This window comes from Microcoleus sp. Pol12B4, assembly GCF_036701385.1.
In the GTDB taxonomy this organism is placed as follows: Bacteria; Cyanobacteriota; Cyanobacteriia; order Cyanobacteriales; family Microcoleaceae; genus Microcoleus.
This window is the reverse complement of sequence record NZ_JAUBQR010000065.1, coordinates 1-13273: the sequence shown is the minus strand read 5'-3', so window position 1 is coordinate 13273 and position 13273 is coordinate 1. Positions and strand designations below refer to the sequence as shown.

The 13273-nt window shown below is 44.9% G+C and carries 8 protein-coding genes; 2 read left to right on the top strand and 6 right to left on the bottom strand.

Annotation, left to right across the window (positions count from 1 at the left end; genetic code table 11):
• Positions 1–82 precede the first annotated feature (82 nt).
• The 5 genes from QUA38_RS11520 to QUA38_RS11500 all read right to left on the bottom strand — a co-directional run bounded on the left by QUA38_RS11520 (position 83) and on the right by QUA38_RS11500 (position 10184).
• The gene (locus QUA38_RS11520) at positions 83–5440 is read right to left on the bottom strand and encodes a glycosyltransferase (protein ID WP_333161850.1); all 5358 of its coding nucleotides are present in this window, start codon (positions 5438–5440) and stop codon (positions 83–85) included.
• 42 nt (positions 5441–5482) lie between these two features.
• Positions 5483–7003 carry a methyltransferase gene (locus tag QUA38_RS11515; protein WP_333161848.1) on the bottom strand — a complete coding sequence of 507 codons (1521 nt, stop codon included), beginning with the start codon at positions 7001–7003 and terminating at the stop codon, positions 5483–5485.
• 15 nt (positions 7004–7018) lie between these two features.
• Entirely contained in the window at positions 7019–8431 is a 1413-nt protein-coding gene (locus tag QUA38_RS11510; protein WP_333161846.1) for an ABC transporter ATP-binding protein, read from the bottom strand.
• A 180-nt stretch (positions 8432–8611) separates the two neighbouring features.
• Complete coding sequence (locus QUA38_RS11505; protein WP_445305048.1) at positions 8612–9463, bottom strand: ABC transporter permease; 852 nt, start codon at positions 9461–9463, stop codon at positions 8612–8614.
• A gap of 181 nt (positions 9464–9644) precedes the next feature.
• Positions 9645–10184, bottom strand: a complete 540-nt coding sequence (locus tag QUA38_RS11500) for a hypothetical protein (RefSeq protein ID WP_333161844.1) — start codon at positions 10182–10184, stop codon at positions 9645–9647.
• A gap of 71 nt (positions 10185–10255) precedes the next feature.
• On the opposite strand from QUA38_RS11500, the gene ruvB reads away from it, so the two are divergent.
• Complete coding sequence (gene ruvB, locus QUA38_RS11495; protein WP_333161843.1) at positions 10256–11353, top strand: Holliday junction branch migration DNA helicase RuvB; 1098 nt, start codon at positions 10256–10258, stop codon at positions 11351–11353.
• A 135-nt stretch (positions 11354–11488) separates the two neighbouring features.
• Here the strand turns inward: ruvB and QUA38_RS11490 are convergent, their stop codons facing one another.
• Positions 11489–12820: a TAXI family TRAP transporter solute-binding subunit gene (locus QUA38_RS11490; protein WP_333161841.1), complete on the bottom strand. Its 1332-nt coding sequence runs from the start codon at positions 12818–12820 to the stop codon at positions 11489–11491.
• A gap of 157 nt (positions 12821–12977) precedes the next feature.
• On the opposite strand from QUA38_RS11490, the gene QUA38_RS11485 reads away from it, so the two are divergent.
• Positions 12978–13273: AAA family ATPase (locus QUA38_RS11485; protein ID WP_333161839.1), on the top strand; the 296-nt coding region annotated here is incomplete at its 3' end.

Genomic DNA, 13273 nt, shown 5'->3' with positions numbered 1-13273 from the left:
GCAAATTATATTAAATCCTGCCAAAAGTCTACGAGGTGAGTTACTGCCCTTCACTGGGGCGGAGGCTGGCACTGTAACATGACTAAGGACGGCTGAAATATGCTTCGCAGAAAATATCTGCATAAGCTTGAGTCATTTCCTCAAAAGTATTAAGTGAATCCAAGACATATTTAGCATTTTCAGCTAACTGCTGTCGCAATAGTTTATCCTCCAATAAAGTAATCAAAGCTGCAACTAATTCGTCCGGGCGATCGGGGGTATAAAACAAACCATTAATTCCAGGTCTCACTTGTTCTTTAATCCCAAAAACCGGCGATGTAACAATTGGCAAATCGCAAGCCATTGCCTCCAAAATCACTCTAGGAAAACTTTCGATGCGAGAAGTGCAAACAAAAATATCCGCCGATTTGTAATATTTTCCCGTCTCCCCAGTCTCCGGGACTACTGTCACCCTTTGCCGCAACTCTTCTGGCAATTCTCCCACTAACTCGGCTAATTTATTGCTGTAAATACTCGGGCGGTCGCCCACAATAAAACACCTAATTTTATTGTGCCATTTGTCAGGCAAAAGTGAAAGTGCTTTAACTAAATCCTGCTGACCTTTGCGTTCGCATACCGTTCCCAGCAGCAAAATAACCACGTCTTCCGCTGCAACACCTAAAGTTTTTCTAGCCAATTCAGAATTGTGTGAATTTTCCAGTTTGCTCAAATCTAAGCCGTTGTGAATCACCGTAAAATTATGGTGGCTGTTGAGAGGCAAATACCTGTCCCGCGTTGCATCCGCCACAAAAATTACCTTGTAAGGAAAGCGAAAACATTCTAAAGCTCTCGCCGCAATCTCCGAACCAAACCTGTTAAAATAAGTTTGCCAAGGTTCGCTTTCGTGCACGTTCCACACCACAGGAACTCCGATTTGGTGCGCCGCATCAACTACAAAAAAGTTTTCTAAAGTATTGGCATAAATTGTATCTACTTTTAAACGGGCAATTTCTGTGCTAAAACTGCGGATAGCTTCATCATAAGCATCGCGTTGGTAGATGTGTTCGAGAGGATTGTCGCACACAATTACTTCAATTCCCTGCTGTTGGTAAGCTTGACGCAGGGGCCCGTCTGTTGTGCAAATTACGATCGGCTTAATCATACCCTCAGTCGCCAATTTCACCGCGATTTCGTACTGATGCAGCGGCGCACCAGTGAAATCCAGCGAATTGCTGCACATTAAAACTTTGATAGGATGGATAAAATTGTTTGCTGCTGATAACAAACCACACTCAGCAAATTCTAATTCTTCCTTATTCCTGACATCAGTTACATCCGTTATATCCCGTACATTGCTCGTTGCCGCACTTCCTTCTTCTTTCATAAAAACCCGTCGGGGTTGAATATGAAAATACTCATCTTCTAAAGACAAGTGAGGACTGTAAAAACTGTCATTTTTACCCGCATACTTGCGCCTAAAAGCCGCCACTTCTTGAGGATTGTCGGTAAAACCCCTAGAAGTTCCCTCTTTGTGCAATAACTCCGCATCGGGACAATATACGCACCGATAACCCCGTTCTAAAAGCCGATATCCGTAATCTGCATCATTGTAAGCAACAGCAAAATTCTCCTCATCAAAACCGCCCAATTCTAAGAACAATTGACGCGGAGTAATCATGCAAGCCGCTGTTACGGCAGAGTAATTTCGCGTCACCATCGCCTGAGAAAGATAGCCTCGATTTTCGCTGTTCATCAGCTTAAAAGCGTGACCCGCCAAACCGTGATGCAGCCCGTGAATTACGCCCGCGTGCTGAATTCTGCCGTCGGGATATAAAAGCCGTGCGCCTACTGCACCCACGCCCGCGATTTGAGCGTATCCCACCATTTGACTAAGCCAGCGCGGGTTAATTACTTCAGTATCGTTGTTCAAAAACAATATATATTCGCTGTCAAGTTGTTCGGCAGCGCGGTTGTTAATTGCTGCAAAACTAAACTTGCCCCCAGAATTTTTTATTCTCAAAACTTGGCAATTTAATTGGTTTAAATATTCCAGAGTTTTCGGGTCGTCGCTTTCGTTGTCGATGACGGCAACTTGAAAATTTTTGTATGTAGTATTTTCCAGAGAATCTAAACATGATTTCAGCAATTTAAGCTGATTTTTAGTAGGAATAATCACCGTTACTGACGGGCCATTATCCGGGAAATCCTGGGCAAATATGCCCAGATCTTCTTTAATTGCCCATGCGTGCTGAGCGACCTTGCCGTTAATTTTTCGGCGGTTTAGTGCGTCTTGGATGGCTTTTTGACCTGCCGCAAAACTGGCGGGTTTCGCGGCACCAGATATGGCTGTAGAACCGGGTGCAGTTCGCCAGTGATACAGCACTAGCGGCAGGTGCGCGACGTGACGAGAAATTTCGGTTGCTCTCAAGGCAAAATCGTAATCTTGCGAGCCTTCCAAACCTAAGCGCAAACCGCCTATTTGTTCAAAAATGTGTCTTCTCACGGCGCACAAATGACAGAGATACATATAGGAAAGGAGCAGTTCCGGCGACCATTCGGGTTTGAATTGCGGGGCGAACCGACGACCTTTGGTGTCGATTTTGTCGTCGTCTGAGTAGAGAAAATCGGTGTCGGGATGCGCTGCAAAATATAGGGCAACTTCGCCTAGGGCATCGGGAGTTAGTTCGTCGTCGTTGTCTAAAAAGACGATGATGTCGCCTGTTGCGAGGGCGGCAGCGCTGTTAGTTGCTGCGCTGATGTTGCCGTTTTCTGTACGAAATGTGATGTGGATGCGATCGTCCTTTTGGGCCCAGTCCTTCAAATTTTCAGTAACAGTGAATTCGGTGCTGCAATCGTCGGCAATGCAGAGTTCCCAGTTTGGATAAACTTGATTGATTACGCTAGCGATCGCACTTGTGAGAAAATCTATCGGCGGATTGTAAACTGGCATCACCACCGAGATTTTTGGCAGCGGTTCCCGGCAGGATTTTAACCGAGAAATCAAGTAATCGCGCGCGAGATCGTTCCACTGATTCACCTCCAGCCAAGCGTCATACCTATGAATAGGTTTAGGCACGACAAAACCCGCAGGTGGCAGTAAATCTCCCGGCGCAGTAAACTGTTTTTGCTGCCGATAAATCTTCCCCAACTGGCGGAGCACTTTCACAATTTCCCAAGGCATCGGCACAATTCTGCCGAGACGCTGTTTTCTCTCCTTCGCCCGCTGCTGAATTGCGGCTGTAAACCTTGATAACTCCTCAAATTTATCTGCACTTCGCTGCCAGATATGGTAGCGCCGCACAATCAATTTTTTCGGCGCTTGAAAAGACAAAATTTCCCCGGTTTCTAACTCAGCTTGCAGAGAAACGTGCCATTCACCCGGAGGCAAATCGACAATAGCCTCAAAACCGCTTTCCGAACTGTTAACCCACTCGGGGAACACTTCGCCGACATCTTTTCGGCGCAAACCGTAGGCGCATTCTACAGAAGTATCGCCGCACAACAAGCTTAATTTAGCAATTTTGCGATCGTGGTGGCAGCACCAACCTGCAAACAAAATTTGACCCTGACGCTGTTCCCACACCACTGGTACATCTAACGATGCTTGAATGGTGGAAACTAACAACGGGTAAGCTGCTAACAGATGCCATTTACCTCGATCGTCTTGCGCTTCCAGCAGCACTTCGTGTCGTCCGGCAGGCGCTTCCAATTGAATTGTAAAACCTGATTTCTTCGCAGCGGGAATATTAGAGTGTGCTAGCGCTATATCACTTCTATCTATGCTGTAAACGCCTGCAAAACTCTGGTCTTTAATTCTGGCGCGGACTGCTGTAATCTCTCTTTTTTTGTGAAAAACCCAGCCGACAATTAGCAGGTGAGAATCACAAACTTGCCAAGTAGTGGGTTGATCTAACGAAAAAATAAATTTAGGGAACAAGTCGCGGATTTTGCGCTGAACTTCCCACAAGTTTTCTCTCACTTGCCACCATATTGAAGACTTGATTATAGCAAGTTCTGCCCGAAAAATTTCATTTTCCTGGCGGGAGTGTTCTAATTTTTCCTGAGTATCCTTTAATCTTTCCTGATTTTGACTTTGTGCTGTTTCTAGCTGAATTAACTCAGCTAACTTTTGCTGCAATATAAATTCAGTCTCTTCAAATTGTACCTGAGTTTGCCCTAATTCTGCTTCTAATTTTAATACTTTCGCTAACGCTTCTTGAAATTGCGATTCTTTCCCGGCAAGCTGTACCTGAGTTTGTCCTAATTCTGTTTCTAATCCCAAGAGTTTCGCTAACGCTTCTTGAAATTGCGATTCTTTGCCGGCAAGCTGCACCTGAGTTTGCCCTAATTCTGCTTCTAATTTTAAGACTTTTGTTAAAGCTTCTTGAAATTGCGATTCTTTGCCGGCAAGCTGTACCTGAGTTTGTCCTAATTCTGTTTCTAATCCGAGGAGTTTTGCTAAAGCTTCTTGAAAATTTGATTCTTTGCCTGCAAGCTGTACTTGAGTAGCTCCTAATTCGGTCTCTAACCCCAAAACTTTCGCCTGGGCCTGGTGAAATTGTTCTTGCCACTGTTTGAGTTCGGAAGAGCTAGTTTTTTGCTGTTTCTCGAGCAAGCGGATTTTTAGCCAATCTTCAAATGGCCAGACTGGAGTGGTTGGTAAATTAATAAGTTGATCGATCGCACCTTTCGATTCGCTGCTCAGATTGCCAGCTTGGGTTTCCAAAAGTTCATATAGTTCTAATGCTTCGGGAAAATATTTTTCTATTAAACTCGGTCTGTGACTTTTGACAATATCGTTGACTAATAGAGAGGCTTCAAAATTGTCGCCCGCTATCGCACCTAAGTTAACATTAAATTTTTCGTTGACTCGAACGAGGAAAAGTTCAGGAGTGTTGCCGATGGGGTAAACGTTGGCTAGGAGACAGCGATCGGGGAAACGTTCGTAAAGTTCTAAAACTTTTTGATTGTAGTGAATCCACATTTTTACTGCCATTTCGGGATTTTGCAGCAAGCTGACATCGGTTCCCCGGCGGTAAAGGGAATCGACTACTTCCCAGGGCGATCGATAAACACAGATAAAATTAGCTTCGGGGAGTAAAGCCAGCCAAAAATCCCAAAAAAGGGCTGTTCGCGGGTCTTTCCAACCCCAATGTTTGTGAGTTTGTTGATTTTGGTCGATCGCGCGTTTGGCGATTTCTACGTATTCTGCTGCTACCGGAATCGTTTTTTCAAACGTACAGCCGAGTTCATCAATACCGTGCGATCGCAAAACATTTTTGTGGAACTCCACAAAATCAACATTCTCGAAATGACCTTTCACATTTCCGTCGGCTGGACCCACTAACTTTTTGCCAATATCAACCCCGACTTTCTGAAACAAAGAAGCTGTTAAAGACGTACCGGAACGGTGCATTCCGGTAACAATAAAAACCGATGGTTTGCTGTCATTTGTACTCACAATTTATCTCCCTCGCCCTAACTCACACACCAAATTTACTCGCTACTCTCCTGCTAAACCCAGGGAGCGCCTGACTTGAAACCACGCGCTTCTAATCTTCCAGAACTTGCTGCTTTCCATTGCTAAAACTCGACACTTCGCTTGCTCTAGTTCTTGCTTGAGATTAATTAGTTGATTTTCAGTTCTCTCCAACTGCATTTGCACAGATACTAACTGATTTTGAGCTTGCTCCAATTGCATTTGAGCTGCAACTAATTGAGTTTGAGTTTCTTGCAAATTTGTTTGAGATTCTTCCAACTTTGTTTGAGTAATCATTAACTTACTTTGATTTTGCTCCCATTCCATCCTAGCCGACTCTAACTGCGTCTCAAGTAATTGTAGTTTTGTCTGAGTAGAACCCAATAAAGACTGCGATTGTCTTTGGTTAATCAGCGATTTAACAGTGCAAGTTTCCAGAATCCATTCCAAACCATAGTTATTGATTGCTTTGACTATTAACACATCCTGCAGCCCTACAGTGTTTTTGGGTAAATAACACTTCCAACCCGACTGCAAAGCCCCATCAGTTTCAAAATATCCAGCCACATCCGGGCGATCGTAAAAAGGCTCGCACCTCTGTACCACTTCGCCGTTTACCAGGACTTGCAGCTCCTCAATCCGACCGTTGAGATTCACATCAGCTACCCATCCTTCTAGATACAAATTCTCCTTATTCGTAAAAGCAGCAACATCAATATATCCTTCCGGGTGATGATTGAATTTTAATTCCGAAAAATCTCTAACTAGCTCATTTGTGACAACATACAAATCCTGAAATCTGCATATGCCTTTTTTGATGCGGTGAACAAAAGCTTTGCCTCCGCTAACTCGCTCGACACATTCTCTCACAAACTTTTCAGTTACATAAGTTGTGCCGTATTCCTCCTTATCTAAAGACTGGCTTTCGCTTTGAGGACTAAACAAAATACCATTGGCCGGCATTTCTATACTGGCTAGGCGCAAACACTCATCGTGAACGCTGAACATCAAAATGCCGTTAGGAGTCAACAAATCGTACAAATTTTGCAACCAACTTGTAAAAGTCCTTTCCGGCATATGGCTGAAAAAAGAATTAGCCAGAATGCAGTCAAACTTGCGGTCAATTAAATATTTTTCTGGCTTTCCAGTTGAGACAATACCGTTGACCCCCAAGTATTCAGTTTGAAACTTAACCGCGTTAGCATAAATATCAGAAACCCAAATTCGTTCCGGCGGTATTTCCTGAATCAAAAATCTGGTAAATCGACCGTAACCACAGGCAAAATCTAGAAAAGAAGGTACATTTTCAAAACTGCCAAAATGCCATTCCACAACTTGTTTAACCGTATCCAAGATGCGATGCCCGATCGAATAATAGCGCACCAAAGCCCGATCGCGATCGTCTTTGACGTTGTTCAAGCTGAACAAATACATTTCATCGTCTTCGCAGATATTCAGTTTAAAATTTTCGGGAAACTTAGTTTGATCTTGAATAAATGCTTTGATTACGGGATTTTCGACTAAATCTAAATTGATATCACTCATTGTTTTTACAGAATTTTAGATAACCTCTGTTGACTGCTCTTTCACTAGAGAATCAGCATTGACAACAGTTAAACACGGTTCGATCAGCAAGTCAACGATGCCATTACCGCAGGACTCAGTACAAGACTGAACTCTAAACATCGCCACATCAACGCAGCGATCCAGATAAGTTAAATCTCCATCTACCGTTCCCACAACCCCAGCATTTAGAAAATAAACACCGGGATTCAGCAAACATTTAAAATGAAACTTCACTACAATTGTCGTTCCCGCTTCCACATACCTAACTGACTGAGTAGAAGCCTTCAAAGAAGCACCCGCCAACTCAAAACCGCTAATTGTTTTAATCAACATTCCAAATCTAACTTTGGAAGTGGACCGGGAGAAAGTGACAGAGTAAGTATAAATATAATCTTGACGGCCGATCAAGTGATTTACCACATTTCCCTTCAGCGTCTCGATGTGGGGGTTGATTATTTCGGCTCCGCGAGACGGATACCTTACCGTATTCGACGGTATCATCCCTGGATCGTAAAATTCATCATAATATTCCTTGGGTTTAGAGAGATGGTGCTCCGGTTTAACTTCCCTCTTTGTGCTTTCTAAATTAGCATCCTGAAGCTGGTCTTGACTTTCCTGTTTAGTCAGTTGGTTCAGAGTTCGAATATCTGACTTCAACCCCAGAACCTGATCCGGATCGGCATAAATCAGCTTTTGATACTTAGAAATTACCACCTTCGGCGTGTGAGCGAGCAGCAATTCACCGCTATCCATTAAAATCGCAGACGTACAAAGTTGCACCACAGAAGTAGCCGCGTGAGATACAAATAAAATTGTTCCGCCACCTTCCTGAATGCTTTGCAAGCGGGCAAAACACTTGCGTTGAAAAGCTTCGTCGCCTACCGAAAGCGCCTCGTCAACAACCAAAATATCTGGCTCGACGCTAGTCGCAACAGCAAAAGCTAGCCTGACAAACATACCGCTAGAATAAGTCTTGACTGGCTGTTCAATGAAATCGCCAATATCAGCAAAAGCAGCTATATCGTCAAATTTTTCTTCAGTTTCTTTTTGAGTGAATCCCAGTAACTGAGCGTTAAAAAATACATTTTGCCGCCCGGTAAACTCTGGGTTAAACCCGCTTCCGAGTTCCAACAAAGCGGAGACTCTGCCTTTAACATCCACGCTTCCTGCGGTAGGGGTCAGCGTCCCCACAATTATTTGCAGGAGAGTGCTTTTTCCCGAACCATTGCGACCGACGATTCCCAGAGTTTGTCCTTGAGGAATTTCCAGATTGATGTCGTGTAGGGCCCAAAATTCGTCAGCCAGTTTTTGGCTGGGGTAAATAATTTCCTTTAAGCGGTCTCCTGGACGATCGTACCGCTTAAAGCATTTGGAAACATTTTTTAGTGAAATTACATTTTCTGTCATTGGCGGCAGTCAATCGATTTTAGATTTTAGATTTTAGATTTTAGATTGACTTGAAATCTCAAACATATTTACAGCCCAATCGATTTTAGATTTTAGATTTTAGATTGACTGTAGATATCAAACAAATTTACAGCACCCTGGATTTTAGATTTTAGATGAACTGTAGATATCAAACAATATTTACAGCACGTCAGCAAAAGCGGGACGCAAACGCCGATAAACCGCCAAACCTCCACAAAATATAGCAGCAGAAATTAGCGTGGCGACACCCCATTCGCCCCAATGCTTAACTTCTCCAAGCAGTATGAGGTCTCGATAAACCTCCGAGATGGCGGCCATTGGATTCAGCCAAAATATCCACGCTCGCCACTCTTGGGGGATGATTGATGCTGGGTAGACGATCGGCGTCAAATAAAACCAAAAATTTAGAATAACACCTAATGTCTGAGGAATGTCTCGCAAAAATACAGTCAAGCCCGCTGTCAAATATCCCAAACCAGCAGTTATCAGCAATTGAGGCACCCACACCAGCGGCAGCAAGCATAAAGTAGCGTTGAGCTTTTGCGACGACACTGCTACTATCACAATCAAAGCTGCCAAACCCAGAGAACTTTCAAGAAAAGCTGTAAAAATCGGCACTAGGGGCAGCAAACCGAGAGGAAATACCACTTTTTTCACTAAATTCGGCTGTCCCACCACCGATACTGCCGACTTGATCAAACCGCTGGTGAAGGCAGTCCAAGGCAGCAAACCTGCAAACAACCAGACTCCAAATGTAATGTCGCTGTTTTCTGGGAAGCCTGCAAGGCTCAGCTTTACCTTGAGGACGATCGAAAATACGTATGTGTAAATCACCAATTGCGATAGCTGATTCAGCAGCGGCCACAAATTGCCCAGAATCGAGCCTTTGTATTGAGCTTCCAAGTCCCGGCGCACCAATGTTGCCAGCAGATTCAGCTTCGCCAACCGCCGGGGCGTATTTGCCGGCCGTCGCCGGCCCAGCCTTCGGGCCTTTTGGGCAACTCCTTTCACAGTTCTCTGCAATTTTTTCGCCCTCGTTCACTAGCTTCACACCTAAATCAACTCAAGCTACAATTGTGCAGCTTTTGCTAAACCGCAATTATTCCACAGCCCCGTCGTTTTGAGCAAGCATCTGCCACCCTGGGTTAGGCTTCTTCCTTCTTTCTTCTTTCCCCTTCCTTCGGAGGTTATTTTAGCCGATCGCCGATCGAACTGCCGAACCGATCGCTAGTTTTTGCTCGTTGTCGTAGCCCCACCGCTGGAAAAATTTTTCATACTCGCCGTTGGCATTCTGCAAACTTTCTAGCATTTGCGACGCTAAAGTTTGACAGGCTGGGATTTGGAGCATTTGAATTAAATTGCGCGATCGCTCCTGCACTCTAGCAGAATCGGCCGCCATTTCCTCCTTTTGCTGGCGCGAATGATGTACAACCATTGCCGCCGACATCGCCAAATTTTTCACCAGCAGTTCTGCTACGATCTCAGGAGCCGATCGCAGCGCCTCGACTACTCCGGGTGACGGGTGATCTGCCTCCTGTCGATCGTCCGTTAGATAGGTGACAAAAAACCCCCTAGCACCGTTCTGTGTTTTCACCAGAGATGTAACAGCTTGCTGGATGTCGGCTTGTAAAAGTCGATCGGCCTCCATGAACGACAGTAAAGATTGAGTCAGCTCGATCGCCCCCTCAAAAGTTATGCTTTCGGATGCTAATAAAGAAGATGGAATACTCATAACGAACTCAATAATTTTAAAGATTCTGCTAACAAGTGTAAACAATTCCCGCTGCCCGAACGCAGATAAATATGGCTATTATATCCTCCAAACAACAGCCTCCCGATCCAAATCTACCTGAAGACATAGCCCCGGCCCGTCGCAAAAAAGCCGCCAAACCCCAGGCAGAATCTCTGGTAGAAGCGCAAGAGTTACCCGACGAAATCAACAGCAAACAAGACGACAAAATCCGACCCCAACGGCTAGCTGAATACATCGGGCAAAAAGACTTGAGAGAAGTTTTGGCGATCGCAATTGCAGCCGCAAAATCTCGCGGCGAACCTATGGATCACCTGTTACTCTACGGGCCGCCAGGGTTGGGCAAAACCACAATGTCGCTAATTCTAGCAGCAGAAATGGAAGTTGAATGCAAAATCACCACCGCCCCAGCGTTAGAAAAACCGCGAGATATTGTCGGATTGCTGATCAACCTCAAAGCAGGCGACGTGCTGTTTATCGACGAAATCCACCGTTTATCTAAAGTTACAGAAGAAATCCTCTATCCGGCGATGGAAGACTGTCGGTTAGATATTACGATCGGTCAAGGCAAAAGCGCCAAGATCCGCAGCATTCCCCTAAAACCCTTTACCTTAGTAGGAGCAACCACAAAAGTTGGATCGCTGACATCTCCGTTGCGCGATCGTTTCGGCTTGATCCAAAGATTGCGCTACTACGAAATAGACGAACTTAGTCTAATTGTCCAAAGAAGTGCCCAAGTTCTCGACACTCAAATCACCCCAGAAGGAGCCACAGAAATTGCCCGCCGAGCGCGCGGAACCCCCCGGATCGCTAATCGCTTGCTGCGGCGAGTTAGAGACTACAGCGAAGTCAAAAACTTAAAGCCCATTAATGGCGAAGTTGCCTCAGTCGCCCTAGAACTGTTTAACGTCGATCCACTTGGTTTGGATTGGACAGATCGATGCCTTTTGACAGCAATGATCGAAAACTTTAACGGCGGACCGGTGGGTTTAGAAACTCTCGCAGCTTCCACAGGAGAAGACACTCAAACAATTGAGGATGTATACGAACCGTACTTAATGCAAATTGGATTTTTGCAGCGCACAAGTCGCGGCAGAATTGCCACAGCCGCTGCTTGGAAACACTTAGGCTTCATCGGCTCAAAGGAGTAGAAATTGCTGAATTACGCAGCCATTCCGTTTGTAGTTGCGCTTTAGGACTTGATCCCAACTACAAACTTTGCGGTGCAAAGAGCGCAACTAAGAACCTCCCGGCACTCAAGCCCAAGTGCCAACGAGGAATAGAAATTAAATCTCCCGCTCTTTGATAAGAGAGGCATCAGATTCTAAACTATTGGGAACAAACTGCACCTTCCGCAACATTTTTTCTCGCTCGCTTGCAATCTTAATCGCAGTTTCCCAAGTAAAAGTAAAACCTTGAAAAGATTCTGAATCAATCCGATCTTCATCCAAATCCACAATCACTTGATTAAAAATATTAAATAACTCTGCCTGCAACCGTTCGATTTCTTCCAAAGCTGTCGCTTGGCGAATTTGTTGGATCAAACTTAAAATATCCAAATTAAATTTATCAGCTCGATTTTTTTGTTTCTGCAAAAAGCGCGATCGCAACTGCCAAAGCCAAGAAGCCAAAAGAGTGCCGATGGACAAAAACAAACCGATAGCATCAGAATTAGCAGCAACAAAATCCGGCTTTTCGCGATCGTAATAAGCCTGAGCCCCCTCATGAACGGGCAAAGACAAACTCCCACTGCCTCCCGGCTGACTAATCATAGCTCCCAGCGAATTAGCAGCTACCAAGTTGCGACGGTACTCGAACAAAATTCGCGTAATTTCCTTGACGATTATCGGATCTAGATCCTCCCCAGCCAGCAGATTAGCCTGCACTCCAACGCTGGGTAAATCCGCATCTGGAACCGCAGGATCTGCCTTGTAAGTACCTTTAGGAATCACATCAGCTTCCAGATAAGGTACTTGAATTCTAATCGCAGCTCCTTGGTCAATCGGCACCAACTTGCCCCGGGTATTCTTCAATAAATCGCTAACAACATTGCTCCCCGGAGGTAGCACCCTAAAAATAGCATCAACCTCGCCACTAGCAAACAACTTAGTAGCGTCATCCCAAGAGCCAGCAGTAAACTTAAAATCGCTTTCTTTCAAACCGTAATGTTTGCTGACCAACCAAAAAGAAGTATAAGAACCGCTGCCTTCAGCCATCAGCGCAATATTTTTTCCCTGTAAATCAGCAACATTTTGAATACCAGACTTTTCCGAAACAATTAAGTGAAAAACCTCCTTAAACAAAGCAGCCACTACCCTTGCAGAAGGCCCTCCCTCTGTATTGTTCTGCACGATCGCTAACTGCACCTCATTTGCCTCAAGCCAGCGCATATTTTCCTCAGCACCTTGACTCTCAATAACTCGAATTCGCAGACGCGGATTTTGTTGCGTAACTACCTCAGCAATTGCCTGCCCGAAAGGATAATAATTCCCGCTTTTCGCTCCAGTCGCCAGGGTTAATTCATGGACTCGCTGCTTGTCTTGGTGCAGATTCCACCCAAAAGCTCCAATCAAGACAACACTTAATAGAGCAATGGGAACCAGAAATTTATTTTGCATTAAGGTTGAGACTCCATCAATAATGGCAAAATCAAAAGTATTCTAATTAAAAATGAAAATTGGACTAGGGGAATTCGACGCGCCCGATAGTGGAGGAGCCAATGCCCGATGCCCGATGCCCGATGCCCAATTCCCAATTCCCAATTCCTAATCCCCTATGTTAATATCCCTCAGAATAGAAAACTTTGCTTTAATTGACTGCCTGGATATAGAATTTGGCCCGAGTTTGAACGTATTTACAGGGGAAACCGGCGCTGGTAAATCGATTATCCTAGATGCGATCGATGCTGTATTGGGCGGGAAAGTCGATCGCCGATCGATTCGCACCGGAGCAGCGCGAGCAATATTGGAAGCTACCTTTGAATTGGACAAAGCTGCAGCTTTGTGGCTGGGCGAGCAAGAAATCGAACCCATAGACGGAAATTTAGCCGTTTGCAGCCGGGAAATTAACGC

Excerpts from the sequence above, each read along its gene's own strand:
- QUA38_RS11490 (WP_333161841.1), bottom strand. The coding sequence starts at position 12,820 with ATGCAAAATAAATTTCTGGTTCCCATTGCTCTATTAAGTGTTGTCTTG.
- ruvB (WP_333161843.1), top strand. The coding sequence starts at position 10,256 with ATGGCTATTATATCCTCCAAACAACAGCCTCCCGATCCAAATCTACCT.
- QUA38_RS11515 (WP_333161848.1), bottom strand. The coding sequence starts at position 7,003 with ATGAGTGATATCAATTTAGATTTAGTCGAAAATCCCGTAATCAAAGCA.
- QUA38_RS11510 (WP_333161846.1), bottom strand. The coding sequence starts at position 8,431 with ATGACAGAAAATGTAATTTCACTAAAAAATGTTTCCAAATGCTTTAAG.
- QUA38_RS11500 (WP_333161844.1), bottom strand. The coding sequence starts at position 10,184 with ATGAGTATTCCATCTTCTTTATTAGCATCCGAAAGCATAACTTTTGAG.